This window comes from Streptomyces sp. NPDC054932 (genome assembly GCF_053610205.1).
In genome coordinates this window covers 1-24,849 of the sequence record NZ_JBSGXU010000051.1, presented here as the reverse complement: position 1 = coordinate 24,849, position 24,849 = coordinate 1, and the positions used below count along the sequence as shown (strand labels likewise).

At 72.5% G+C, this 24,849-nt stretch carries 26 protein-coding genes and 1 pseudogene; 14 read left to right on the top strand and 13 right to left on the bottom strand.

Features of this window, described 5'->3' with window-relative positions:
* Positions 1-88 precede the first annotated feature (88 nt).
* The gene (locus ACWGE1_RS16635) at positions 89-994 is read right to left on the bottom strand and encodes an NUDIX hydrolase (RefSeq protein ID WP_453421227.1); all 906 of its coding nucleotides are present in this window, start codon (positions 992-994) and stop codon (positions 89-91) included.
* A gap of 321 nt (positions 995-1,315) precedes the next feature.
* On the opposite strand from ACWGE1_RS16635, the gene ACWGE1_RS16630 reads away from it, so the two are divergent.
* On the top strand, positions 1,316-1,555 hold the full coding sequence (locus tag ACWGE1_RS16630) for a chaplin (RefSeq protein WP_453421226.1): 240 nt from the start codon (positions 1,316-1,318) through the stop codon (positions 1,553-1,555).
* Positions 1,556-1,622: 67 nt separating this feature from the next.
* On the opposite strand, the gene ACWGE1_RS16625 is transcribed toward ACWGE1_RS16630, so the two are convergent.
* Together ACWGE1_RS16625 and ACWGE1_RS16620 are read right to left on the bottom strand one after the other, a co-directional pair.
* A complete protein-coding gene (locus tag ACWGE1_RS16625; RefSeq protein ID WP_453421225.1) occupies positions 1,623-2,363 on the bottom strand; it encodes a carbonic anhydrase in 741 nt (246 codons plus the stop codon).
* Positions 2,364-2,579: 216 nt separating this feature from the next.
* Positions 2,580-2,957: an ATP-binding protein gene (locus tag ACWGE1_RS16620; RefSeq protein WP_453421224.1), complete on the bottom strand. Its 378-nt coding sequence runs from the start codon at positions 2,955-2,957 to the stop codon at positions 2,580-2,582.
* Between the two features lie 153 nt (positions 2,958-3,110).
* Here ACWGE1_RS16620 and ACWGE1_RS16615 point away from each other — a divergent pair, with 153 nt between their 5' ends.
* Positions 3,111-3,758 (top strand): hypothetical protein, encoded by a 648-nt coding sequence (locus tag ACWGE1_RS16615; protein ID WP_453421223.1) that lies wholly within the window; start codon positions 3,111-3,113, stop codon positions 3,756-3,758.
* A 96-nt stretch (positions 3,759-3,854) separates the two neighbouring features.
* Here the strand turns inward: ACWGE1_RS16615 and ACWGE1_RS16610 are convergent, their stop codons facing one another.
* The 3 genes from ACWGE1_RS16610 to ACWGE1_RS16600 form a co-directional block, all read right to left on the bottom strand.
* On the bottom strand, positions 3,855-5,345 hold the full coding sequence (locus ACWGE1_RS16610; protein WP_453421222.1) for a cellulose binding domain-containing protein: 1,491 nt from the start codon (positions 5,343-5,345) through the stop codon (positions 3,855-3,857).
* A gap of 273 nt (positions 5,346-5,618) precedes the next feature.
* Positions 5,619-5,990, bottom strand: coding sequence for a VOC family protein (locus ACWGE1_RS16605; RefSeq protein WP_453421221.1), 372 nt, complete (start codon positions 5,988-5,990; stop codon positions 5,619-5,621).
* A gap of 227 nt (positions 5,991-6,217) precedes the next feature.
* Complete coding sequence (locus ACWGE1_RS16600) at positions 6,218-8,485, bottom strand: MMPL family transporter (RefSeq protein WP_453421220.1); 2,268 nt, start codon at positions 8,483-8,485, stop codon at positions 6,218-6,220.
* Positions 8,486-8,660: 175 nt separating this feature from the next.
* Between ACWGE1_RS16600 and ACWGE1_RS16595 the strand changes: the two genes are divergently transcribed.
* Complete coding sequence (locus tag ACWGE1_RS16595; RefSeq protein WP_453421219.1) at positions 8,661-9,833, top strand: sensor histidine kinase; 1,173 nt, start codon at positions 8,661-8,663, stop codon at positions 9,831-9,833.
* Positions 9,808-10,470 carry a response regulator gene (locus ACWGE1_RS16590; RefSeq protein ID WP_453421218.1) on the top strand — a complete coding sequence of 221 codons (663 nt, stop codon included), beginning with the start codon at positions 9,808-9,810 and terminating at the stop codon, positions 10,468-10,470. The genes ACWGE1_RS16595 and ACWGE1_RS16590 overlap by 26 nt, the downstream gene beginning before the upstream one ends.
* Positions 10,471-10,542: 72 nt before the next feature.
* Here the strand turns inward: ACWGE1_RS16590 and ACWGE1_RS16585 are convergent, their stop codons facing one another.
* Positions 10,543-11,649, bottom strand: coding sequence for a PP2C family protein-serine/threonine phosphatase (locus tag ACWGE1_RS16585; protein WP_453421217.1), 1,107 nt, complete (start codon positions 11,647-11,649; stop codon positions 10,543-10,545).
* Between the two features lie 76 nt (positions 11,650-11,725).
* Complete coding sequence (locus tag ACWGE1_RS16580) at positions 11,726-12,565, bottom strand: LysR substrate-binding domain-containing protein (RefSeq protein ID WP_453421216.1); 840 nt, start codon at positions 12,563-12,565, stop codon at positions 11,726-11,728.
* A gap of 58 nt (positions 12,566-12,623) precedes the next feature.
* Here ACWGE1_RS16580 and ACWGE1_RS16575 point away from each other — a divergent pair, with 58 nt between their 5' ends.
* Positions 12,624-13,028 carry a DUF5997 family protein gene (locus tag ACWGE1_RS16575; RefSeq protein ID WP_453421215.1) on the top strand — a complete coding sequence of 135 codons (405 nt, stop codon included), beginning with the start codon at positions 12,624-12,626 and terminating at the stop codon, positions 13,026-13,028.
* Between the two features lie 116 nt (positions 13,029-13,144).
* Here ACWGE1_RS16575 and ACWGE1_RS16570 read toward each other — a convergent pair whose 3' ends face one another.
* Together ACWGE1_RS16570 and ACWGE1_RS16565 are read right to left on the bottom strand one after the other, a co-directional pair.
* Positions 13,145-13,723 (bottom strand): YdeI/OmpD-associated family protein, encoded by a 579-nt coding sequence (locus ACWGE1_RS16570; protein ID WP_453421214.1) that lies wholly within the window; start codon positions 13,721-13,723, stop codon positions 13,145-13,147.
* Between the two features lie 9 nt (positions 13,724-13,732).
* Entirely contained in the window at positions 13,733-14,665 is a 933-nt protein-coding gene (locus tag ACWGE1_RS16565; protein WP_453421213.1) for an ABC transporter ATP-binding protein, read from the bottom strand.
* Positions 14,666-14,797: 132 nt separating this feature from the next.
* Between ACWGE1_RS16565 and ACWGE1_RS16560 the strand changes: the two genes are divergently transcribed.
* Positions 14,798-16,126 carry a sensor histidine kinase gene (locus ACWGE1_RS16560; RefSeq protein ID WP_453421212.1) on the top strand — a complete coding sequence of 443 codons (1,329 nt, stop codon included), beginning with the start codon at positions 14,798-14,800 and terminating at the stop codon, positions 16,124-16,126.
* Positions 16,123-16,845, top strand: coding sequence for a response regulator (locus tag ACWGE1_RS16555; RefSeq protein WP_453421211.1), 723 nt, complete (start codon positions 16,123-16,125; stop codon positions 16,843-16,845). The genes ACWGE1_RS16560 and ACWGE1_RS16555 overlap by 4 nt, the downstream gene beginning before the upstream one ends.
* Positions 16,846-16,888: 43 nt before the next feature.
* Here ACWGE1_RS16555 and ACWGE1_RS16550 read toward each other — a convergent pair whose 3' ends face one another.
* The gene (locus ACWGE1_RS16550; protein WP_453421244.1) at positions 16,889-17,344 is read right to left on the bottom strand and encodes a DoxX family protein; all 456 of its coding nucleotides are present in this window, start codon (positions 17,342-17,344) and stop codon (positions 16,889-16,891) included.
* Positions 17,345-17,886: 542 nt separating this feature from the next.
* On the opposite strand from ACWGE1_RS16550, the gene ACWGE1_RS16545 reads away from it, so the two are divergent.
* Positions 17,887-18,843, top strand: a complete 957-nt coding sequence (locus ACWGE1_RS16545; protein WP_453421210.1) for a tellurite resistance/C4-dicarboxylate transporter family protein — start codon at positions 17,887-17,889, stop codon at positions 18,841-18,843.
* A gap of 56 nt (positions 18,844-18,899) precedes the next feature.
* Positions 18,900-19,334 carry a VOC family protein gene (locus tag ACWGE1_RS16540; protein WP_453421209.1) on the top strand — a complete coding sequence of 145 codons (435 nt, stop codon included), beginning with the start codon at positions 18,900-18,902 and terminating at the stop codon, positions 19,332-19,334.
* Positions 19,335-19,389: 55 nt separating this feature from the next.
* Here ACWGE1_RS16540 and ACWGE1_RS16535 read toward each other — a convergent pair whose 3' ends face one another.
* Positions 19,390-19,938, bottom strand: coding sequence for a DUF1062 domain-containing protein (locus ACWGE1_RS16535; protein WP_453421208.1), 549 nt, complete (start codon positions 19,936-19,938; stop codon positions 19,390-19,392).
* Positions 19,939-20,237: 299 nt separating this feature from the next.
* Here ACWGE1_RS16535 and ACWGE1_RS16530 point away from each other — a divergent pair.
* Positions 20,238-20,438, top strand: a pseudogene (locus ACWGE1_RS16530) (class I SAM-dependent methyltransferase); the annotation flags it as partial.
* Between the two features lie 25 nt (positions 20,439-20,463).
* Here the strand turns inward: ACWGE1_RS16530 and ACWGE1_RS16525 are convergent.
* Positions 20,464-21,330, bottom strand: a complete 867-nt coding sequence (locus ACWGE1_RS16525; RefSeq protein ID WP_453421207.1) for an SDR family oxidoreductase — start codon at positions 21,328-21,330, stop codon at positions 20,464-20,466.
* A 159-nt stretch (positions 21,331-21,489) separates the two neighbouring features.
* Here ACWGE1_RS16525 and ACWGE1_RS16520 point away from each other — a divergent pair, with 159 nt between their 5' ends.
* Genes ACWGE1_RS16520 through ACWGE1_RS16505 form a run of 4 tightly spaced genes read left to right on the top strand, consistent with a single transcriptional unit; the run spans position 21,490 to position 24,784 of the window.
* Positions 21,490-22,176 (top strand): epimerase, encoded by a 687-nt coding sequence (locus ACWGE1_RS16520; RefSeq protein ID WP_453421206.1) that lies wholly within the window; start codon positions 21,490-21,492, stop codon positions 22,174-22,176.
* A gap of 57 nt (positions 22,177-22,233) precedes the next feature.
* Positions 22,234-23,442 (top strand): RNA ligase, encoded by a 1,209-nt coding sequence (locus ACWGE1_RS16515; RefSeq protein ID WP_453421205.1) that lies wholly within the window; start codon positions 22,234-22,236, stop codon positions 23,440-23,442.
* 3 nt (positions 23,443-23,445) lie between these two features.
* Entirely contained in the window at positions 23,446-24,420 is a 975-nt protein-coding gene (locus tag ACWGE1_RS16510) for a phosphatase domain-containing protein (RefSeq protein WP_453421204.1), read from the top strand.
* A 13-nt stretch (positions 24,421-24,433) separates the two neighbouring features.
* On the top strand, positions 24,434-24,784 hold the full coding sequence (locus ACWGE1_RS16505; RefSeq protein WP_453421203.1) for an NTP pyrophosphohydrolase: 351 nt from the start codon (positions 24,434-24,436) through the stop codon (positions 24,782-24,784).
* Positions 24,785-24,849 lie beyond the last annotated feature (65 nt).

The window sequence follows — 24,849 nt, the reverse complement described above, 5'->3', positions numbered from 1 at the left end:
TGCGGTCGGGTGCGGGCCCCGCTCCGCCGCCCGGGCGGTCGCCCGGGCGGTTGGACCAGCGCTCGGGCTCAGCGTTCAGGCCCGGCGCTCAGGACCAGCCCATCTCGGTGTAGCGGCGGCCGGCCCGGATGCCCTCGATCGCCGCCCTGGCGTACGGCACGATCGGTTCCGGCAGCGCGTCGGCCGGCCACCAGCCCCAGCCGATGCACTTGTCCGGCTCGCGGACCTCCTCCGTCCCCTCCCAGCGGTGCGCGCGGAAGACCAGTTGCAGCCGCGGCCGGGAGCCCGGGGGGTCCACCACGTGCACGGTGTGCGCGAGTTCGAGGTCCGCCGCCCCGATCCGCAGGCCGGCTTCCTCGCGCGCCTCGCGGATCAGGCAGGCGATCGCCGACTCCCGCTCGCAGTGCCCGGCGAGGAAGTGGTGGTGCGAGGCGCCGAAGGCCGAGTCTGGATGCCGGAGCCCGAGCAGCACCCTGCCCTCGCGTTCGAGGTAGAGGTGGACACCGATGACGTTGGGGCAGGCCAGGCCGCCCGGCCCGGTGGAGGGCGCCGCGGCCGGCATCCGCGGGCCCGTCACTCCCGCCCGGTGCTCGTCGATGACCTGCTGCGTCCAGGGGCACATCGTCAGGTGGGCGGTCGTGGCGGCGTCGAACCAGCGGAGCATGATCCCCTCGGTGAGCGGGAGGCCGTCCGCATCGCCGTCCCAGGAGCCGAGGTAGACCTGGATCCGGCCCTTGGTGCGGCCGTCGCGGTTGAGGCAGTCGACCACGGTGAACGGCTCCAGCGGGACCGTCAGGCCGGTCTCCTCCCTCAGCTCCCGCACGATCGCCTCGTGCGCGGTCTCGTCCCCCTCGCGGCCGCCGCCCGGGATGCTCCACGTACCCGGGTCGCAGATGTGCGGCTTGTTGGCGTCGCGCAGGTGCAGCAGGTACTGGCCCCGCGAGTTGACCAGCAGGGCGGCCGTGCCGCGCGGTTCGGCAGAAGCGGTGGACATGGGCGGGATCCCCCTCGTCGCGTTCTCCGGACGGGCTCGTCACGGGTATTGATGCCCCGACAACGGCCCGCGAACGGGACCCGTCACGGCCCGCACGGGGGCGATCCGTCCGATCGGGTGAACCGGTCGGGTGGTCCGACGAGCCGATGTCCCCTGCAGGGGCCCGGTACCCCCAAACGGAGGCGCGAGGACACCTCTTCGAGGGAACCGGGCCTCCCGACCCAGGCCGGGAGGCGGTCAGCTGCCGAAGGAAAGGGCGACGGCCCCGCTCGGGGCCGTGCGGTGCTCCGGCACCGCTGTGCGGTTACAAGGAGATGTCACGTGTCGCGTGTTCTGAAGAGTGCGGGTCTTGCCCTGGTGCTCGGCCTGGCGGTCATCGGCGGTGCGTCCTCGGCGTCGGCGGACGCCACCGCGGAGGGCTTCGCGGTCGGCTCGCCCGGCGTGCTTTCGGGCAACGTGGTCCAGATCCCGATCCACGTTCCGATCAACGTGTGCGGCAACAGCATCAACGTCATCGGCCTGCTCAACCCGGCCGCCCACAACACCTGCGTCAACGCCTGAGGGTCGTGAATGGCGGCTCATCCCGGTCGGAGGCTCGACCGGGATGGGCCCGCACGCACCACCACCGTCAGGACAGGGTGCGTACGTGCTGGTCGCGCAGTTCGTAGCGGGCGGCGAGCACGGCCAGTTCGCCCGTCGCCACCTTCCCGGCGAGGTCGGGCTCCGCCGCCAGCCGGCGGCGGACGTTGCGCACGTGAGCGTTGATCGTCGCGTCGATGCGGGCCTCGCCCTGCTGGCTGCGATCGATGGAAGGCCGTATCTGATCGGCCAGGTACTGGATGTGAGCGGGGAGCGGCTCGCCCGTCCCGTCGGCGCGGACCGCCGCGGCGACCGCTCCGCACGATTGATGGGCCAGGACGAGCACGAGCGGTACGTGCAGCTCCAGAACCCCGTACGCGATGCTCCCCAGAACCGCCTCGTCCAATACCTCACCCGCCGACCGGACGGTCAGCAGGTCACCCAGCCCCTGGTCGAAGACCAGCTCAGGCGGAACCCGCGAATCGATGCAGCCCAGCACGATCGCGAAGGGGTGCTGTCCCTGGACGAGCCGGCGGCGCAGGGCCACGGACTCGTGCGGGTGCTCCTGGTCCCGGTTCCGCCATCGCTGGTTGCCGGCCGCCAGCCGCCGCAGGGCCTGCGCGGGCGTGGTGACCTGTTCGGCTTCCTCCGGGTCCCACGACGTGGCGAAGGCGGGGAAGGCGGCACCGAGGGTCAGACCCGCTCCGGCGGCCGCCGTGCCGGCCACGGCGGTGCGCAACAGGGCGCGGCGGCTGCGCGGAACAGGGCCGGTTCGTATGTTCGAAGGCATGGCCGGACCGTAACCCGGCATTCCGGTAGGGGAGTTGGCCAGGTCGGCACAATGGCGGGATCCGCTCGGGGGCGGGCTTGATGGGGGCGGGATCTTCTCAGCATGCGGGCAGCGGGCTCACGGGTTGCCCGTCGTGCCTTCGGGCCGCGCCGCAAGGGCGGCGCGGGCGGCCCGCCGGGCGGTCGGGCGGTCCGGGCGGTCCGGGCGGTGGAGTGGTCAGGCCGGCTGTGCCTGCAGGGCCGGGCGCCAGACGTCCTGTACGGACTTCCCGGCCCAGTGGGGCCGGACGGTCACGGACGAGGCCAGCTGCTGGACGATGCCCCAGCCGAATCCGCCCCCGTTCTCGGGGTCCCCGGCCCGCGGCACCGGGAGGGTGGTGCTGCTGTCGTGGACCTCGACCACCAGGGCCTCCTGCCGGCAGGTCATCCGCAGCAGCCACGCGCCCGCCGTGTGGCGGACGGCATTGCCCAGCAGCTCACTGACCACGAGCAGTACGTCGTTCACGTCGGCCCACGGGCACTTGGCCTGCAGGAAGCGCCGGACGGCGCGCCGGGCCAGTGCGGTGTTCGTGTGCGTGGAGTCGAGGACGAGCATGGCAAGGGGCTCCTGCCCAGGAGGGAGCGGCGGAAAGCGGTCCGAAGGGACGTACCAACAGGATCCCCGTCACCGGGCCCCCAGAACATCGGCATTTCGGCCGACCCGGGCCCGCGTGCGAGGCTTTCCCGGTACCCGGGAGGAGACAACACGATGCACACGCCGAGCCGGCCCGAAGACCTCGAACACCCCGAACTGCTGTGGGCCAGGGCGGTGACCATGGCCATGGTCGACACCGCGTGCTCGACCCGTAGTGAGTTCGCCCTGGACGACGACGGCCTGTGGTGCCACTCCACCGGCGCGGACGGCTGGTGGCGGCTGACCGTACTGGACGAGGGGCACGCGGTGTTCTGCGGCCAGGACCCCGACGGCAGCCACACCCATGTCGACGACCGGCAGATCGACTTCCTCGAGGGCGGACCCGACTGGCTGCCCTGGGAGCTCCTGCGGGACGACGCCGCCGGCAACCTCTTCGGCTTCGTCTACTGGTGGGAGGGCGGGGCGTGGCACCGGATCCCCTACCCGGACGAAGTGCGGGAGGACGGGCTGGAGGGGGCCGCGGCCTGGGTCGGCTCGGAGGAGGAGTTCCTCGGACTCACCGTGTCCTCGTTCGACGCCCCGCGCGGGCTGGAGCGGGGCCTGACCGAAGCCGTCGCCCGCTTCGCGGCGCTGGCCCGGGAACGCAAGGCCGACGCCGAGGCCGTGGCGGCACTGATGGCGGCGGCGCACGTCGAGGGCCGTCCGGCTCCGCGCCTCGACACGGCACTCGACTTCGCCACCCGCGCGGGCATCCTCGCGTAGGAGCGCGTGACGACGGGCCCGCCGCACGTCATGTGCGGCGGGCCCGTTCGCCGTTCGAGCGCATCCCGGCAGCTCGACCGACCCCGTCGACCCGATCTACTTGAGCGCGGAGAACGCCTTGGTGAAGGCCAGCGGCTGCTGGAGGATCGAACTGCACGTCGCGTCGGCGTGGTTGACGGCGCCCGCCGCGCACTGCTTGTCCCGCGTGGAGGACCACATGGCCAGTCGGCCGATCCCCTTCGACGCCGCGAAGCCCACGAGCTGCGTCGCGTCCTCCACCGTGAAGATCTCGCTCACGACATCGTTCACACCGATCATCGGCGTGACGGCGACGGCCTTCCAGGCCGCGGCGTCGGAGAGCCCGAGCACGCCCTTGATCTGGGCCTGTGTGGCCGTCGCGGCCTGGATCGCGTACTGCCCCATGTCCCCGCTGTACGCAGGCCCGTAGTCCATCGCCATGATGTTGACGGCATCGACCCGCACACCGTTCTTCTTGGCGTCGGCCAGCAGCGCCACGCCCGGCTGGGTCAGCCCCTCGGGCATCACGGGCAGCGTGAAGGCGACGTCCAGGCCCGGGTGGGACTTCTGCAGCCGGGCGATGGCCTGTGCGCGGCGCGCATTGGCGGCGGTGTCCGGCAGGGCCGCGCCCTCGATGTCGAAGTCGACCTTGGTGAGCCGGTACTGGTCGACGACCTTCCCGTACGCGGCGGCCAGCTCGTCCACGGTGGCGCAGTTCAGCGCCAGTTCGTGACCGGCGGCCCCGCCGAAGGACACCCGTACGTCACCGCCCTTGGCGCGCAGCGCGCCGATCTGCGCGGCCACCTTGTCGCTCGCGAGGTCGGTGACACCGCCCCACAGCGGGGCGCAGCCGCCGCCGGAGGTGATGAAGGCGAGGTGGAACTCCTTCACACCGGTCTTCGTCGCAGTGTCGAGCAGGTCGTACGCGGGGTACAGCGAGGTGTCCACGTACGGGGCGAAGCGCGCGCCGCCGCCCCCGGGGGCCGGGGTGGGGGTGGTCGGTGTGGGGGAGGGCGACGCGGTCGCGGTCGCGGTCGGTGCGGCGGACGTGGCGGACGCGGTCGGGGCCGGGCTCGCCGTGACGGTGGGCCGGGCGGTGGGGCGCCCGCTCGGCTGAGCCGTGGCGCCCTGGTCCACGGAGCACTTCACCCCGTTGATCAGACACCCGGTGGGGTCACCGAGGGTCCCGGTGCCGCTCGCGACGAAGCCGACGGTGACGGAAGCTCCGGCCGCCAGCTGTCCGTTCCAGCTCGCGGGCTTCACGGTGACGCGGCGACCGGAGACCGTGTGGGTGCCGTTCCACAGCGAGTCGATCTTCGTGCCCGCCGGCAGGTCGAACTCGAGGGTCCAGTCCGACTGCGCCCGGCCGGTGCCGTTGGTGATCACGTACTGGCCGGTGTAACCACCGCTCCACGAGCTGGACTTCGTGTACACGGCGCCGACGGAGGTCGCCTGCGCGGTACCGGTGAACGCGAAGGCCGCCCCACCGATCACCGCCGCCGCCACGATCGCGCCCGTGACCTTCGCCGTACGACTCGTCCTGCGCCGGTGCCCGACTGTGCTGCCCATCGCGTGCCTGCCTCTGTGTTACTGGGGAGTTGGGGAATCCGGCAGCACGCTAGCCGCACCGAAACGGACATTCGCTCGTTTCGGTGCACCGCTGATGAGTCTTAGGTTCCATTTAAGGATGGGGTAAGGAGGGCCTGAGGAAGCGGCCGTCGCCGACGGGGGCGTGTCCGGTCAGTCGCAAAGGCCGAACTGCAAGTCGTCCCGCATCAGGCGTTGCAGAGCCTCCGGATCCGGATGCCGTGAAGAACGGCTGGACCGTCCCCCCGGCCGGTCTCAGCCGTGCGTGGCGTCGATGACGCAGAATCGGTTGCCCTCCGGATCGGCCAGCACCACGAAGTCCGGGTCCTCGGGGTAGGAGTCCCAGTCGACGTGCCGGGCGCCCAGTGACACCAGCCGCGCCACCTCCGCCTCCTGCTCCGCCGCGTCCGCCGCGTACAGGTCGAGGTGCACGCGCGGGTGTTCCTGTACCGGCGTGACGCTGCGGCCGAGCGCCAGGCCCGGCCCGCCGCCGTCGGCCGGGACCAGCACGGTCCAGCCGTCGTCCACCCGGCCGTCGCGGGGTACGTACCCCAGCGCCGCACTCCAGAATTCCGCGGCCCGCCGCACGTCCGCGGCGCCCATGACGATCGTTCCGAGGGTCAGCATGATCCGATTCTGGCAAACCGGGCCCGGACTGGGGCGCGTATCGAGTCGTGATCAATCTGCCGATGGACAGGCTTACGTGACGCGAGTGCAACTGACCTATCCGGATTGGGAGTTCATCGAGCCGTACCGTACCTGCCGATCGGCGAGTACGGCCCGTACCCCGAGCGACTGCGGCAGCAGTTCGAGGGCGTGATCTGGCGGTTCAAGACGGGCGGGCAGGAGTTGAGTCAACCTTCAACCAGCCGTGGACGCGCGGCCTCACCCGTGGGTTCAGCGTCGGTGTCGTCGGTGCCGACCGGGCCGCGGGGAAGCATCCGGTCCAGCCACTTCGGCAGCCACCAGTTGGTCCGGCCGAGGAGTGTCATGGTCGCCGGTACCAGCACCATGCGTACGACCGTGGCGTCGATGAAGATCGCGGTGGCCAGGCCGAGCCCGAACATTTTGGTGGAGGGGTCCTCGGCGACGGCGAAGGACAGGAAGACCGCCACCATGATGAGGGCGGCCGAGGTGATGATCCGGGCGGTGCCCGAGACGCCCTCGACGATCGCCGTGCCGTTGTCGCCGGTGCGCAGGTACTCCTCGCGTACGCGGGAGAGGAGGAACACCTCGTAGTCCATCGACAGGCCGAACAGGATGGCGAAGAGGAACATCGGGATGAACGACACGATCGGAACCGTCGCTTCCAGCCCGATGAGTGCGCCTCCCCAGCCCCACTGGAAGACCGCGACCATGATGCCGTAGGCCGCGCCGATGCTCAGCAGATTCAGCAGTACCGCCTTGAGCGGTACGAGTACCGAGCGGAAGACCAGCATCAGCAGCAGGAACGACATCGCCAGCACGGCGGCGACGAACACCGGCAGGCGTTGGCTGGTGCGTCGGCCCACATCGGACAGGCTCGCGGCGGCGCCGCCGACGTGGGCCCTGGCCGGGCCGTCCCCGATCGCCGTGGGCAGCACGTCGGTGCGCAGCCGGGCGATGGTGTCGGTCGTGGCCCTGTCCTGAGGGCTGGTGGTCGGGAACACCACGAGGGTCGCGATGCCGGTGGCCCGATCGACGTGCGTCGGCGCGACGGATGCGATGCCCGGATCCGCCGCGACCGCCCCGACGAGTCGGTCCAGCACTCCCGGATCACCGGCGGGGTCCGCGGCGATGACGAGGGGACCGTTGGTGCCCGGGCCGAATCCCTCGGCGACGAGGTCGTAGGCCCGGCGCTCGGTACGGCTGTGGGGCAGTGAGCCGTCGTCGGGCAGGCCGACGCGCAGGCCGAGCACGGGCAGCGTCGCCGTCAGCAGCAGCGCCGCGGCGCCGACCGCGTACGGCACCGGGTGCCGGCCGACGTGCCCGATCCAGCGCCGCCAACCGGCGGCGGGAGCGGCGCCCGCCACCGTGTCCCGCCGCCGTGCGAGTCGGCCCGGCTTCCCGGTCTGCAGAGCCCGGCCGACCCGGCCGGCCCGGGCCAGGCGTGGGCCGGCGGCGCCGAGGAAGGCCGGCAGAAGCGTCACCGACGCGACCACCATGATCAGAACGACGATCGAGACGGCGAGCCCGCCCACCGTCATGAACGGCACGTTCGCGACCGCCAGGCCGAGGATCGATACGACGACGACGCCGCCGGCGAAGACCACGGGCCTCCCCGCCGTGGCCACCGCTCGCCCCGCTGCCTCGTGGGGATCGAGCCCGCGCGCGAGGTACTCCCGGTGCCTGGCGAGCACGAACAGCGCGTAGTCGATGCCCACTCCGAGCCCGACCATGCTGCCCAGGACGGGGGCGAAGGTCGGGACGTCCGTCACCCCCGCCAGTACCGTCATCGTGGCAACTCCGATGGTCAGCCCGAAGACCGCCATGCCGATCGGCAGCGCGGCGGCGACGAGCGAACCGAACGCCAGGAACAGGATCGCGGCCGCGGCGAGGAGGCCGATCAGCTCGCTCGCGCCGCCGTCGGGGTCGGAGAAGGCGTAGAAGAGGTTCCCGCCCATCTCGATGCGCAGCGGCAGCTCGGGGCGCAGCCGGTCGCCGAGTCCGACGAGGGCGTCGAGGTCTTCGGCCGACAGCCGGCTCTGGTCGGGGTACTGCACCCGGACGACCGCGATCCGCCCGTCGGCCGAGACAAGGCCGCCGCGCACGGCGGTGTCCCCGCCCGCGTCGAGTGCCCCCGCCGGGTCGCTCGTACCGAGCACGTGCGGCAGCCGCTTCACCTCGGTCTGCAGCCGCGTGAGAGCGGCGCGCGCGTCGTCGTCGAAGAACGTCGCACCGTCGTCGAGGGGGGTGACGACCACTTGGGCGGTCATCCCCTCCTGGTCGGTGCCTGCCCGCTCGATCAGTTCCGCGGCCCGCCCGGAGTCCAGTCCCGGAGCCGTCATCGAGTCCGCGGTCCGCCCGCCGAAGGCGACGGCGGCGAGGACGGCGAGCGTGGCGGCGATCAGCCATGCCGCGATCACCCGCCAGGGATGGCGGGCGGCGCCCCCGCCCAGGCGCAACAGGGCTTTCGAGAGCATCGGGTCCTCCAACCACGTCGTCGGCCGTCCTTGTACGGCCGCCGATGTCGAGGCTCGTCGCCACGGCGCTCCGTGGCATCGGCCCGCGGGCCGCGGATCCGTCGGCCCAGGGGTGGAGTGACAACCCGTCCTTTCGGCCGATGCGCGCCACGCCGTGGTCCCTAGGCTGAGAACCGTGCTCCGAGACGACCTGCGAAACCTGTGGACCGAACCCCGGCCGCCCGACGCGCCCGCCCGGGTGCGGCGGGACTGGGCGCTGCTCGCCGCGGGACTTGCCGGTGTGGTGCTCGAGGCCACCCTGCGCGAGAACGTCGTGTGGCGGCCGGTGGCGGTGGTGTTCGCCGTATGGCTGTGGCTGCTGCCCCTGTGGCGCCGGACCCGCCCGCTGGCGATGGTGACGCTGGCGTTCGGCTCGGTGGTCCTGCTTCCGGTGGTCTCGCTCGTCGTCGTACCGCGCGAGCCCGTCGGCCTGTACACCAGCGGGGTCGTGCTCGTGCTGGTGTACGCGCTGCCCCGGTGGGGATCGGGGCGCGAGATCGTGCTGGGCGGCGCGGTGATCCTCGCGGCCGGAGTGCTGTGTTCCGTCATGGACGAGACCCCGTTCCTCGAAAACGTCGTGGGCCTCGCCTTCCTGCTGCTGCCCGGCGTGGTCGGGGCTGCCGTGCGGTTCCGGGGGACCGCACGCGAGCGGCAGTTGGAGCAGGTGCGCTCCCGCGAGCGCGAGCAGCTCGCCCGGGAACTGCACGACACGGTGGCCCACCACGTGTCGGCCATGGTGATCATCGCTCAGGCGGGCCGGGTGCTCGCGGGCACCGACCCGTCCGCCGCCGTCGAGGCGCTGGAGGGGGTCGAGGAGGAAGGGGCGCGCACGCTGGAGGAGATGCGCGCCATGGTCGCCGCGCTGCGCGACCGCGGGGTCGGCGCCGAGCTGGCGCCGCCTGCCGGTGTCGCGGATCTGGAGCGCCTGGTGCGCACCCCCGGTGGTCGCCTCAGGGTCGACCTCGGGCTCGACGGCGAGCTGGACGCGCTGCCCCCGGCCGTGGACGCGGCCGTCTACCGGATCGTGCAGGAGTCGGTGACCAACGCGCTGCGCCATGCGGTCGACGCGACCGAGGTCGTCGTCCGGGTCGCCGCGGAACGGCACACGGTACGGGTGAGCGTGCGCGACAACGGCCGGCGCACCGGCCGGGGTCGCGACGGATACGGACTTACCGGATTGCGCGAGCGCGCGACGCTGCTCGGCGGCACACTACGAGCCGGCCCGGGTACCGACCGGGGCTGGCACGTCGACGCCGAACTGCCGGGAGCGAGGAGCGAGAGCGGTGTCCATTCGCGTCCTCGTCGCTGACGACCAGACGATCATCCGCACCGGGTTGCGGATCATACTGAACGCCCAGCCCGGCATCGAGGTGGTCGGCGAGGCCGCCGACGGGCGGGAGGCGGTACGTCTGGCCCGCGAACTGCGCCCCGACGTCTGTCTGTTCGACATCCGCATGCCCGTACTCGACGGGCTCGAGGCCACCCGGCTGGTCGCCGGCCCGGGCGTCGCCGACCCGCTGGCCGTGGTCGTCATCACCACTTTCGACCTCGACGAGTACGTCTACGGCGCGCTGCGTGCCGGCGCCCGCGGATTCCTCCTCAAGGACACGGGACCGGACCTTCTGGCCCAGGCCGTACGGTCGGCGTCCAGCGGTGAGGCGCTCATTGCGCCCAGCGTCACCGTCCGTCTGCTCCAGGCATTCGCGGACCTGCCCGCCGGCCGGCCCATGGCCCAGCCGGTCTCCCCCGTCACCGCCCGCGAGGAGCAGGTGCTCCTCGCCGTCGCTCGCGGGCTGACCAATACCGAGATCGCCGACGCACTGCACATCAGCCTCAGCACGGTGAAGACGCATCTGGCGAGCCTGATGGCCAAACTCGGCGCCCGCAACCGGGTCGAGATCGCGATGTGGGCCTACGAAACGCGCCGTATCCTCCCCGGAACCTGAGCCGGGTGCCGGGCCGTGTCCCATGAGGCCCCGCCCGGACATCCGATGATCACGACTCGACACGCGCCCTGCCTACGGGGCCGGGGCCCGCTCGATCGCCACCATCGCCGCGTCGTCGTCCAGGGTGTGTCCGGCGGCGTGGGCGAGCAGGTCCTCGCACAGGCGGTCCAGCAGTACTTGCGGGCGCAGGCCGGACCATGCGGTCACGCGCTCGGCCAGCGGGTAGAAGGTGCCAGCCCCGTCGCGCGCCTCCAGGACGCCGTCCGTGCACAGGAGCAGGACGTCGCCCTCGGCGAAGGCGAAGCTCTGCGCGGTGACGGCCGATGCCACGAGCCCGGCGAGCCCCAGCGGCGGTGACGGCCGGGACACCTCCAGCCCGACGGCTCCGCCGTCGCGCCGCACGAGCAGCGGCGGCGGATGGCCGCAGCTGACCAGGTGCAGCACCGGCTCGGCGTCGGGGATCTCCAGGACGGCCGCGGTCACGAAACTCTCGCCCGGATCCCCGCCGCCGTCCAGGTCCGCCGAGACCGCGGCCTCCAGGTAGTCCACCAGGCCCGCCAGCCCGGCCTCCTGGTGGGCGGAGGCCCGGAAGGCGCCCATGACCAGCGCGGCGTCCCCGACCGCCTCCAGCCCCTTGCCCCGGACGTCGCCGATGATCAGCCGGGTCCCCGTGGCCGTACGGGCGGCGGCGTACAGGTCGCCGCCGATCCGGGCCTCGGCCGCGGCCCCCAGGTACACGGAGGCGACGCCCAAGGGGCCGATCCGGTCGGGCAGTGGCCGCAGGACCACCTGCTGGGCGGTCTCCGCCACCGAACGCAGCTGGGTCACCTCCTTCTCGTGCACCTCGCGGAGGTGGGCGAAGAAGGTCACGAACACCGAGATCATCACGAGCGCGATGATCTGGAAGGTGTGGTTCAGGTCGGTCAGGCTGGTGCGCGCCATCGCGACGACCACCTGGGCCAGCACCGCGACCAGACCCACGAAGGCCGTCGTCCGGGGCCCCGCGAACGAGGCGGTCACCGCCGGTGCGGCGGCCAGGAACGGTCCCAGGTGCACCTCGGGAGGAGCGAGGACGTCGACCGCCGTCACCAGGGCGATCAGCACGAACGGGACCGCCAGCTGTGCCTGCCTCACCTGAGGGGACCGGTGGTGACGTGGGGGCGACGACCGGAGATCCATCCCCCCTGCATACACCGCGGGACGATCCGGATCCCCGAAGCCAGGCCGCCCCGGCCCGGCCGGTACTGGACCGGTCCTACGGGCGGCGGCGGGGCTTGCCGCTCCTGCCGCCCTTGGCGCCGCCGGAACCGGCGGAACCGCCTCGCGGGTTCTTGCCCGCCGGCTTCCCGGACGCCGACTTACCGGATCCGGACTTCCCGCCCGCGGACTTCCCGGCTCCCGGCTTCCGCTGCGCACCGCCACCGCCGCCGGCCGAGCCCGTTTCCGGCCGCTTGCGCTTCGTCTTGGGCTGCGGCGGGGTCGGCGCGCGGCCCCGCGTGCTGTTCACGGTCCGGCCGCGGACGATCCCGATGAACTCCTCCACCAGATCGGTGGTCTCCTCCTGCGGCCACGACAGTGCGACCCGCGAGGCGGGCGCGTCCGAGACCGGCCGGTAGGTCAGGTCCTTGCGGTGGTGCAGACGGGCCAGCGACTGCGGGACGACGAGTACGCCCACCCCGGCGGCCACCAGCTCGATCGCGTCCGCCGTCGTCTCGGGGCGCTCGAGCGCGGGCCTGCCCGGCAGCTGCTGCCAGTCCAGGGTGTCGTCCAGGGGGTGGAACACGATCTCGTCGGCGAGATCCTCGGTGGACACCTCTTCTGCCGCGGCAACGAGGTGGTCCTTGGGGACCACGACCACGGTGGTCTCGGTGTAGAGGGGGATCGCGCTGAGGTCCGTACCGTCGACCGGCAGCCGCACGAATCCGGCGTCGGCGCCGCCCGCCCGCAGCACGCCGAACGCCTCGGTCGGGGACACCGCGACCAGGGTCAGCGGGACGTCGGGCAGCCGCTCGTTCCAGATACGCACCCACTTGCTGGGTGTCACCCCGGGGACATAAGCGAGCCGGAACGAATGGGGTACTTCCGAGCCTGTCACCCCGCAAGGTTACCGGTCGTGGTCGGAGGTAGCGCACACGCTCGATACTCTTGACACCATGACGTCGCACCAGAACACCCAGACGATGAAGCCCGCGACCGCGGCGAAGAAGCTGGGCGTGTACCTCGAGGCCACCCCCGCAGAGTTCCAGGAGGGTGTCGTCTCGCGCAGCGAATTGAGTGCGCTCCAGGCCGATCCGCCCCAGTGGCTGCAGGACCTGCGCCGCACCGGTCCGCACCCCCGACCGGTGGTGGCCGCCAAGCTGGGCGTGTCCATCGCCGGCCTCGCCCGCGGCGGGGTCACCGAGCCCCTCACCACGGAGCAGATCGAAGCGCTGAAGCAGGAAGCCCCGGAGTGGCTGCAGCGCGAGCGCGCCACTCAGGCCGAGGTCCGCAAGGAAGCGGTCCGTATCAAGGAGAAGAACGCGGAGCGTGCCGAGAAGGCCCGCGACGAGCGCTCCTGACCTGCGGCTCCGCCTCCCGCCAGGCCTGGCCTCCCCACGGGGAGGTCGGGCCTGACGCCTTCCCCCTGCAGTCCCCCCGCAGTCCCGGCGCAGACCCGGCGCCGTGCCGGGCGGGATCACCCGCCGGCTCCGTCTCCCCCCAGCAGCTGCACCGCCCGGTCGAGCCGGGCCCGCCTGGTCTCCGGCGTGAGCGCCTGGAGCAACGGCAGGATCACCTGGTAGCGCCCGGTCCGGTCGAGCGCCTCGAACGCCTTCCGGGCCTGCGGGTTCGCCTCGAACGCCGCCGCGAGATCGGGCGGCACCGTCGCCGTCCGCTGCGATTCGTAGGCGTGCGTCCACCGCCCGTCCGCCTGTGCCCTGCGCACCTCGGCGAGCCCGGGCTCGCGCATCCTCCCCGCTTCCGTCAGCGCCGCGACCTTGTCCACGTTCACCTGCGACCACAGGCTCCTGGGCCGCCGCGGCACGTACTTCTGCAGGTAGTGGAGCTCGTCGAGGGCGCGCCGCTGGCCGGAGATCCAGCCGTAGCACAGCCCGATGTCGACCAGCTCGTCGTCGGTGACCGACGCGATCCCGGACTTCTTCTTGGCCAGCTTGATCCACACGCCCTCATGGCGCGTGTGGTGCTCGGCCAGCCAGCTCTCGAACGCCTCGGCGTCCGCGAAGCCGATGATCTCCACCCCACCCAGTTCCTCCATGCGCCCAGGCTATCGGCCGGCGTCCGGGCCGGAGCCCGCAGGCACGACGCCGGAGCCGGCGCAGAGTTCGTCCAGTACCTCCTCCAACGTGGGCCTGCGGGTGTCGAGTTCGAGGATCACGATGCCGTGCTCGGTGGCCAGGGCGCCGACGCGCTCGGCCGTCGTACCGGTCACGGCGAGCCGGCCGGGCCCCGACGGGGCGGACCGGACGACCGTCGCGCCCTCGCCCGCCAGCAGGGCGGCCAGTTCGGTGCAGCGCGGAGTGCCCACGATCACCCGGGCCGCCGCGCTCCGGGCGGCGAACCCGGCCGCGGACTGCGCGAGTACCCGGCGGCCCCGGTCGAGGACGACGATCCGGTCGGCCGTCTGCGTCGTCTCCGCCGCGCGGACACCCGTGATCGCGACCGTACGGCCCTGCGCGGCCAGGGCGCGCAGCAGCCGCCGGGCCCACCGCACGCCCTCGGCGTCCAGCCCGTCCAGCGGCTCGTCGAGGAGCAGCACCGGCGGATCGCCGAGCAGCGCCGCGGCGATGCGCAGCCGCTGCCGCATCGCGGGGGAGTACGTTCCCACGCGCCGCCGCTGCTCCTGCGACAGGCCGGTCTCCGCCAGCACCTCGGCCACCCGGCCGGCCCCGATGCCGTGCGCGCGGGCCCGTGCCCCCAGCAGCGCACCGGCCGTCCGCCGGGCGCCCAGTTCGGCCGGCTCGGGCAGGGCCCCGATCTGGTGGGGGCTGCGCGGGCGTCCGCGCAGCGGGACGCCGCACACGGAGACCGTGCCCGAGGTGGGGGAGTCCAGCCCCAGCATCAGGCGGACCGCACTGGTCTTGCCGGCCCCGGCGGCGCCGAGGAACGCGGTCACCGCGCCGGGCCGGACCGTGAGGGAGAGCCGGTCCACGGCGGTCCGGCTGCCGTGCGTCCTGGTGAGTTCCTTGACCTCGATCACTCGGCCCACCCTGTCGGGGCACCCGGTCCCCGCACATCGGGCGGCCGGCGGAATCCGCCCGGGCACCCTGGCCCGGGGGCGTACGCCCGGGAGCCGATGTACGGCCCCCGGGCGGCTGATTACGGTCGGGCCATGGACAAGTCACCGAAGAACAACAGGACTGCGGAGAGCCCGGAGAGCCCGGAGAGCCCTGAGAGCCCTGAGAGCCCGGAGAGCCCGGAGAGCCCGGAGAGCGGGGAGAGCGCGGCGCGTACGAAGGGCGCGGAGCCTTCGAAGACCGCGCACACCGCGCGGAGTTCGGCAGCAGGGCGGCGGACGGCGGCTCTCAGGGCCTGGGGCGGAGCGTGTCTCTACGTCCTCATCGTGGGCCTGCTCATCGGTGGTGTCCCGTACGCAGCAGGGCCGCTCCTCGGGGTCGTGCTGCTGCTGGCCGTGACCCCGCTCGTCCCCCTGCTGCGGCGCCGGCCCCTGGTGGTACTGACCCTGACCCTGCTGGGCGGCATGGTCGTCGCGGGAGCCAGCCGGGACCACAGCCCGGGCCGGTTCCTCGTCTTCCTCGCCTCGGACCTGGTGCTCGGGCTCATCGTCGCCGCCCGCCCCCGGCGGGACGCGGTCATCGCCCTCGTCATGGTGTTCGTGGTGGAGTGCCCGGCCGTCGCGCTGTTGACGATGGGACCGTACGACCTGATGAGCACGAGCCTGATCGCGTTCCTGTCCCTGGGCGCCGTCTACATGACCGGCCTGCGGTTCCGTGAGCGCCGGGAGCACACGGACGAGCTGCGCACGAAAGAGGTGTCCGAGGCCGTCACCGCCGAACGGCTGCGCATCGCACGCGAGTTGCACGACATGGTCGCCCACAGCATCGGGGTGATCGCCATCCAGGCCGGTGTCGGGAGCCGGGTCATCGACACCCAGCCGACGGAGGCCCGGGCCGCGCTGCGGGCCATCGAGGCCACCAGCCGCGAAACCCTGTCGGGCCTTCGCCGTACGCTGGTCGCGCTGCGCCGGGCACAGCCGGAGGGCGCCTACGAGCAGGCGCCGCTCGGGCCCGCCCCCGGACTCGCCGACCTCGACGGGCTGGTGGAGACCACCGCCGACGCCGGAGTGCGGGTCGACGTACGGTGGGAGGGGCTGCGGGGCCAACTGCCGCCCGAGGTGGACCTGTCGGCGTACCGCATCGTGCAGGAGGCGCTGACCAATGTGGTCCGCCACGCGGGTACCGGGCACTGCCGGGTCACCATCGGATACGGGGAAGGGGAGCTGACCGTGGAGGTTGTCGACGACGGGCGCGGGGCGCCCGACGGCACCGGACGTACGGGATTCGGTATCACGGGGATGCGCGAGCGGGTCAGCCTGCTGCACGGCCGCTTCAGCGCCGGCTCCCGTCCCGGCGGCGGCTTCCGGGTCGCGGCGGTACTGCCGCTGCCGGTCGCCGTGGCGGCTGTGGACGGGCTTCGATGACCGTGGCTCCCGAGCGGGCGATCCGCGTCCTGCTCGTGGACGACCAGCCGCTGGTCAGGTCCGGCCTGCGGGTGCTGATGGCCGACACCGCCGACCTGGAGGTCGTCGGTGAGGCCGGCACCGGCACGGACGCGGTCCGCCTCGCGACCGAACTCCGCCCCGACGTGGTGGTGATGGACATCCGGATGCCGGGCATGGACGGCATCGAGGCCACCCGGCTCATCACCACGGGGACGCAGGAGACGCTGCGGACGCAGGGGACGGAGGGGACGCAGGCGGTCAAGGTGCTCGTGCTGACCACCTTCGACGAGGACGACCACGTCTACGGGGCGCTGCGCGCCGGTGCGAGCGGGTTCGCCGTGAAGGACATGGCCGTGGAGGAGATCCTCGCAGCGATCCGGGTGATCGCCGCGGGGGACGCCCTGATCGCGCCGGGCGTCACCCGCAGACTGATCGCCGACTTCGTCCGCGCGCCCGGGTCCGCGGAGCCGCAGGAGCGGGCGCCGCGGGCGGTCACGGGGATCACCGAGCGCGAGCGGGAGGTGCTGACCCTGGTGGGGCGGGGCCTTTCGAACGGCGAGATAGCCGGGGAGCTGTTCATCTCGGCGGCCACGGCCAAGTCGCACGTGTCGCGTCTGTTCACCAAGCTCGGCGCCCGGGACCGGGTTCAACTCGTGATCATGGCTTACGAGACGGGGCTGGTCTCGACGCCCCGCTGAGGGGCCCGGGCGCCGGGGGAGCGAGTGATGCTGAATCGATTCCTCAGGCGGTCACGGTCTCCGGCCGCTGCTCGTCCCGGCGACCGGCGGTGGCGGCGGAGCGGGAGGCGAACAGCTGGTCCACCGCCGGCGCGCCGGGGCCGGTGAACACCAGCAGGAGGAAGGCCCAGCAGAACATCGCCGAGGCCTCACCGCCGTTCTGCAGCGGCCACAGCGCACCCGGCTGGTGCACGGTGAAGTAGGCGTAGGCCATCGAGCCGGAGGCGACGAAGGCGGCCACCCGCGTGCCGAGGCCCAGCAGCACCAGGGCGCCGGCGACGAGCTGGATGGCGGCGGCGTACCACCCCGGCCAGGCGCCGGCGGCGACGGTGCCGCCACCGTGCGCACCGCCGAGGACGCCGAAGAGGGAGGCGGCGCCGTGCGAGGCGAAGAGCAGGCCGGTGACGATCCGGAACAGGCCGACGGCGTAGGGCCGGGCATGGTCGAGACGTGCGTTCAGGGGGTTCACGGGGTTCATGGGGTTCATGGGGGGAGGCTCCTTCGGTTGGGGACGGGTCCCGAAGTCGTGCCGCGGTGTCGAGCGTGGGCGAGCCATAGGTTAGGTAGACCTAACCGGGCTGGCAAGCGTGAGTTCCGGCCACCTGAAGAGGGGGTCCGACGCTACTGCGGGCCCGGACGGCCGCGCCGGTGGCGCGCGCGGATTTCCCCTCCTCGGCGGCGCCTGTCGGAGCGCCGGACTGGGCGGGGATGGGGGGCGGGTTGCATGCGGCCGGGGCGGGGAGGGCGTGCGGGCCGGGGCGGGGGGAGGGGTGGCCGCACGTCCGACGAGGGATCGGGGACCTGCCGGTCCGTTCCCCTGTGACGGACCGGCAGGTCCGCGTCTGAGTCCGAGCCTAGGACCGGCCCGGATCCCGCCCTGTGCATCGCGCGCAGATTTGCTTGATCTTGCGTGCAACAGGTTTGCACGCCCGGCCGTGTGGTTCCCGCGCCGGTCGGCCCTGTCCGCTGGCGGCCCGCGTACCGGTGGGGTCCGCTGGGGGCGTGAGCATCCTCCCCGGCCGTGACTGGTGGTCCGGACTCCCGCCGGCGGCGGGAGCCGCCGTCATGGCCACCGCCATCATCTCCGTCGGCCTGCAGCTGACCGGGCACGAGCCGGTGTCACTGGCCGCGCTCGCCGTCGCCGTGGCGCTGTGGCTCGTACTCGCCGCGGACTTCACCTCCCGGCTGCTGGGCGACCGCGGGCGGTTCCGTGCCGAGGCCGACACGCCGGCCGCGCTGACGGGCATCGCCGCCACCACCGTCATCGGGACCCGGCTCTCACTGCAGGGCTGGCAGCTGGTGGCCGCCGTACTGCTCGTGGTGGCGACGCTCCTGTGGCCGGGACTGCTGTTCAACGTCGTCCGGCACTGGGGGCGGCGCATGCCGGGGGCGGCGTTCCTCGGCTGCGTGGCCACGCAGGGGCTCTCCGTCCTCGCCGCTTCCCTCGCCACCGCCGAGCACCAGGACCGGCTGGCCGTGGCGGCGCTGGCCGGCTTCTGCCTCGGGCTGTTGCTCTACCTCGCCGCCCTCTTCCGCTTCGACCTCCGTGAGGTGGTGGGCGGGGCGGGCGACCACTGGGTGGCGGGCGGCGCGCTGTCCATCTCCGCCCTGGCCGGATCCAAGCTCACGGCGTCACCCGTATGGACCGGTTCGGCGCACGACACCCTGCGTACCGTCACCCTCGTCGTGCTCGCCCTGTCCCTCGTCTGGTACGTCGTCCTCCTCACCGCCGAACTGCGCCACCCGCGCCCGCGCTACGACATCCGGCGGTGGGCCACCGTCTTCCCGCTCGGTATGACCGCCACCGCCTGCCTCTCCGTGGCCGACCCGGCCGGTATCGCCTGGCTGCGGCCACTGGGCGAGGTGCTGCTCTGGATCGCCGTGGGCGCATGGCTGCTGACCTTCATCGCGCTCGTCGCCGCCCACCTCACCGCCCGGCGCGGGGCAACGGGCCGATGACACCCGCGCCCGCCCGTCGTGTGGCGACGGCGCTGACACCTCAGTAGGGTCCCGGCATGGCCTACACATTCCAGGTGACCATCGACTCGGCCGACCCGCACACCCTCGCCGACTGGTGGGCCGACGCCCTCGGCTGGGAAGTGGAGCCGAGCGACGAGCCGTTCATCCGCGGCCTGATCGAAGCGGGCCACGCGAGCGAGGACGACACCAAGACCCACCGCGGCACCCTCGTCTGGAAGGCGGGCGCCGCCATCCGGCACCCGGAGGGCCTGGAGCGCGCGCCCCGCGTCCTCTTCCAGTTCGTCCCCGAGCCCAAGACCGTCAAGAACCGGGCCCACTTCGACGTCCGTACGGGCTCCGACGACCCGCAGGAGCTGGTCGCCCGCCTTATCGCGCGTGGCGCCAAACACCTCCACGAGGGCCGCCAGGGCCCCAGCGTATGGACGACGCTCGCCGACCCCGAGGGCAACGAGCTCTGCGTCTCCCACTAGGTCCTGTCCGGCGGATTCCGCCGGACAGGACCTGGGTGTGCTGTCCCGGGACGGGTCAGCGCTTGAGCGTGAAGGTGAAGTCCCCGGAGAGCCTGCCGCTCAGCCGGACCGCCGAGACGAGCTTCCCGTCCGTGATCAGTCTCTCGACCTCGGCCCGTGAAAGACCGCACCCCTCAGAGATCAATCGCACCGGCCGGACCGGGATCCGCGCTGCGAAGCGGACCGAGACGTCGATCACCTCGCGGTCCAGGTGATCCGATCCGCCGGTGTCGAGACACCAGGCGCCGTCCCAGTCGAGGGCGATGTGATTGCGGCGCCTCACGACCGGATCCTGGAGCAGTACAGCTGCCAGGCCCGGGTCGTTGTCATGCAGTCGGTCCAGCAGCTCGGGTCGTACGGAGCGCACGTGCACCCGCTCCAGGACCGTGAGTTTCGCCGTGTCCCCGCAAGTGGTGCAGAGCACGAGGAGCCAGGCGTCGAGGAGCTTGTGGTTGGCGTTGACGCGAAATTTGCCGTTCGCCCGGAAGCGCTCGGACGCGCACGAGTGGCATCGGCGGAGAACGAGCGGCAGGCAGGTGGGAGCGACCACCCAGGTATTGAGCACAGAAGTACACCGGTTCCAGTGAGAAGACCGCAGCAGAAAGGAGCGCGGCGCACATGCGCGACGCGCGACGAATCAGCACTCGGGGGGTCTCACAGGGTGTACAACGGAACGTCCTTGCCTAGACGACTTGTCCGGCAGCACGGTAACGGCGCACAGCGGGGCGGCTCCACTGATTTGTGGCTCCCCGGCCGGGGTGGTCGATGATGCGGATCCGTCATGGCCATGGCCCAGTGCACGGGGCCTTTCCCCGGAGACGTGGTGGTGGCGGCGACACCCCCGCATCCTCACCGGGGACCCGGTCTTCCGTTGCCGTCGCCTGGGGCGAGGACCGGGCTCACGAGGCTGAAGCCGACATCCGGGTCCTGTGCGGTGACGCTTTCGCCCTCCCCGCCACCGAGTTGAGCGGCCCGTACGACCTGGTCGTCGACTCGGGGTGCTTCCACCACCTACCGCCACACCGCCGCGTCAGCTACCTGTCTCTCCTCGACCGCGTCCTGGCGGAGTCCTGTCGGCGCCGAGGAGGTGCTATTCGCCGACCAGCAACGGGGCCGCCCGGCGGGCGAACTCCTCGAAGCCGCGCGGCTCACGGCCCGTCAGTTCCCGTACCGAGCCGGTGGTGGACGCGTTCTCACCGCCGCGCAGCGCCTCGAAGACGGCCACCACCTGCTCCGCGAGCCACTGCGGCAGGCCGGCCCCGGCCATCCCCGCGACCGCCGCGTCGTCCGGCACGTCCACGTACTCGATCGGGCGGCCCAGGACGGTCGACAGCAGCCGCGCGACCTCGGCGTAGGTGATCGCCTCCGGGCCGGTGAGGACGTGAGTCCGGCCGTCATGCCCGGACGTGGCCAGCGCCGCGGCTGCGGCGGTGGCCACGTCATGCGGATCGACCATCGCGATTCGCGCGTCACCGGCGGGGAGGAAGAAGCGGCCTGCCTGCCGGATGGTCGCGGCGGAACCGAGGATGTTCGACATCATGTGGCTCGAGCGCAGCACCACCGACGGGATGCCGGAGCCCCGCAGGTGCTCCTCGATGCGGCCGTGCTGGTCGAAGAAGACCGTCGAGGAACCGGCCGCTGCGCCGATCGTGGACAGCATGACCACCTGCCGGACACCCGCGGCCGCTGCCGCGTCGATCGCGTTCGTCCCGTACTCCACCTGCCTGGGGTCGTTCGCGCAGAGAAGGAACATCCGCTCGACGCCGTCGAGTGCCCGCCGGACGGACGCAGGCTCCGCGAAGTCGCCGTGCGCCGTCTCGGTCCCGCCGCCGAGAACGGCGGCCGCACGATCCGGGTCGCGGACGAAGGCGCGGACCGCAATGCCACGCTCACGCAGCTCCGTGGCGACCTTCGCACCGACGTTCCCTGTCGCGCCCGTCACCAGCACCGTCGCCATGTTCACTCACTCCCGGAGGTCGGCCCACGTCGGCCCAAAATACCCGAAATGGTGACATTTGGTTGCGGAACGGGGCCGGTTGCCTCGACGACACCTCATGGCATCGGACACCGTTCCCTGATCCGATCCGATCGACCGGACACCGCCTAGGCTGCCCCCGTGAACGTCATCCTCTTCGGCGCGACGGGAATGCTCGGCCGGGGCGTGCTGCGCGAATGCCTGCGCGACGACTCGGTCGAGAGCGTCCTCGCGATCGGACGCACCCCGCTCGGTGTCAGCCACCCCAAGCTGCGCGAGCGCGTCCAGGGCGATCCGTCCGACCTGTCCGCCGCCGGGGTCGATCCGGGCGCGTACGACGCCTGCTTCTTCTGCCTCGGGGTCTCTTCCGTCGGCATGAAGGAGGAGGCGTACCGGCGCGTCACCTACGACCTGACGCTCGCCGTGGCCCGGCCGCTGGCCGCCGCCAATCCCGGCATGACCTTCGTCTACGTGTCCGGAGTGGGCACGGACAGCACCGAGCGGGGCCGTTCCATGTGGGCCCGGGTCAAGGGGAAGACCGAGAACGACCTGCTGGAACTTCCCTTCCGCGCCTACATGTTCCGCCCCGGCATCGTCCAGCCGGTGCGCGGAGTGCCGTCCAAGACCCGGCTCTACCGGTTCCTCTACGCGGTCACCGGCCCCCTCGTGCCGCTCGTGCGGAAGGTCGCCCCGGACCTCGTCATCACCTCCGAGGCCTTCGGCCGCGCCATGATCGCGGTCGCCACGCCCGGCACGGAGGTCCCCGGCCACATCCTGCGGCCCGCCGACATCAACCGCCTGGGTGGCGCCCCGACCAGGCATAATTGACTACCGGGCACACCCTCCCGCGAGCGAGAATGAGCCATCTCAAACCGGGAGGACCCCATGAGCCAGGAGACCCTGACTCTGCATGACCTGCTGCCCGCGCAGGCGCTGGCGGAATCGATCGACGCAGGGTACGTGACCCGCAAGTCGCACCCCGAACTGCCGCTGTCCATCTACACCTACACACGGACGGCCCAGTACGAGCGCGTCTGGAACGAGGTCACCACACGCTGCCGCGGTCTCGTCGCCGACGACACCACCGGCGCGATCGTCGCCCTGCCGCTGCCGAAGTTCTTCAACGTCGGCGAGCACGAGTCGGGTCAGCCGTACGCCCCGGCCCTCCCGGACGAGCCGTTCGAGGTGTACGACAAGGTCGACGGCAGCCTCGCCGTCGTCTTCCACTACGCGGGCCGCTGGCGGGTCGCCTCCAAGGGGTCCTTCATCAGCGCCCAGGCGACCTGGGCGCAGCGCCGGCTCGACGGCCGGGACACCGCGGGCCTGCGCCCCGGCACCACCTACCTCGCGGAGATCCTGTACCCGCAGAACCGGATCGTCGTCGACTACGGCGAGCGCCGGGACCTCGTCCTCCTCGCGGCCTTCGGCCGGGGCGGTACGGAGGTCCCGCTCGCCGAGGCCGCGTCGCACTGGGAGGGAATCGGCTCCGTCGTCACGGTATGGCCCGCCATGCCCATCGACGAGCTGATCGCGCTGACCGAGTCGAACACCCTGCCCGGTGGCGCCTCCGCGACCGGTACCCAGGCGGAGGGCTTCGTCCTGCGGTTCGCCTCCGGCGTGCGCGCGAAGGCCAAGCTGTCCGAGTACGTACGGCTCCACCGGGTCCTCACCAAAATCACCGAGCGGGACATCTGGCGCGCCCACGGCATCCAGCGCTTCGCGGGCCTGCCCGTCAAGCAGCTCGCCCAGGGTCTCGGTACCACGGTCGCGGAGATCGAGGCCTCGGGCGGCAAGCCGCTGGACGCGCTGCTGGACCAGGTGCCCGACGAGTTCGACACCTGGGTGCGCGAGGTGATCGACCGGATCGAGGACGAGGCCGCGCGGCGCGAGCGGGCCATCGACGAGGCGTACGCGGGACTCGTCCACCTGGCGGCGGACCGCGGGGCCTTCGCCCGCGCCACGAAGGAACTGCCCGACCGTGAGGTCCGGGCCGCGATGTTCCTGCGCCTGGACGGCCGGCCCACGGAACTCGCCGTATGGCGGAACGTGCGGCCGGAGACGTCCGACCCCTTCACGAACGACGAGGAGAACTGACCCGTGTCCGACGAGACACCCGTGGCCGCTGCCGAGGAGGCTCCGCTGCCCGTCGTCCACGTGATGACGGGCCTGCCGGCCTCCGGCAAGACGACGGCCGCCCGGGCCCTGCAGGCCGAGGCCGGGGGCCGCATGCGCCGCGTCAACCTCGACGACCTGCGACTCATGCTGGACCTGCCGGATCCCGAGCGAGGCCGGAGCTACGCGCACGAGCAGACGGTGCTGACCGTCCAGGACGCGGCGGTCCGTGCGGCGGTCGACGGCGGTTTCGACGTGGTCGTCGACAACACCCACCTGACCAAGCACATCCCCAAGCGGCTCAAGGCCGCGGTCGGCGGTCTCGCGACGTTCGTCGTGCACGACTTCACCGACGTCCCGCTGGAGGAGTGCCTGCGCCGGGACGCCGCCCGCGAGCGCCAGGTCGGTGAGGAGATCATCCGCATCCTGGCGGAGAAGCACGAGAAGGCGCGCAAGGGCGGCTGGCGGCTGACGGACGCGTGGATGAACGGCGGGGCGAGCGGGGTGGCCGCCCCGCCCGTGACGGAGTACGTCCCCGACCCGGCGCTGCCGGCGGCGGTGATGTGCGACATCGACGGCACGCTCGCGCTGACCGGTGACCGGGGACCGTACGACTTCTCGCGCTGCGAGCTCGACCTGCTCAACGAGCCGGTGCGGCACGCGCTCGACGCCTTCCGGCGCGCCGACGGAGACGTGATCGTGCTGCTGTCGGGGCGCGGCGAGGAGCACCGCCCGCAGACGGAGGCCTGGCTGCGGCGCCACGAGGTGCCGTACGACGAGCTGTGGATGCGCGCGGCGGGCGACACGCGCCGCGACGACGTGGTGAAGGCGCAGCTGTTCGACGAGCACGTGCGCCACCGCTACGCGGTCCGGGTCTCGCTCGACGACCGGGACCGGGTGGTCGCGATCTGGCGCCGGATGGGCCTGCCCACCTGGCAGGTCAACTACGGCGACTTCTGAGGGGCAGGCCGCCGTGACGGGCGTACTGATCGTGGACGCCGCGAACGTCGTGGGCTCCGTGCCGGACGGCTGGTGGCGGGACCGGCGGGGCGCGGCCGTGCGGCTGCGCGACCTGCTGGCCGCCCGGGGCGGGGACGAGGAGATCATCCTCGTCGTCGAAGGCGCCGCCCGGGGCGTCGAGTCCGTCCCCGGGGTGCGGGTGGACCCGGCGCCGGGGAGCGGTGACGACCGGATCGTGGAGCTGGCCGCCGCCCATGCGGAGCGCGGCTGTGTCGTGGTCACGGCCGACCGTGGACTGCGGGAGCGGGTCCGGGCGTACGGAGTGGAGTGCGTGGGGCCGCGTGCCGTACGCCCGGTGGACTGACCGGACGACGCGCCGGCTGAACGCGCGACCGGCCGACCGGCCGGCCGCTGACCGGGCGACAGGTC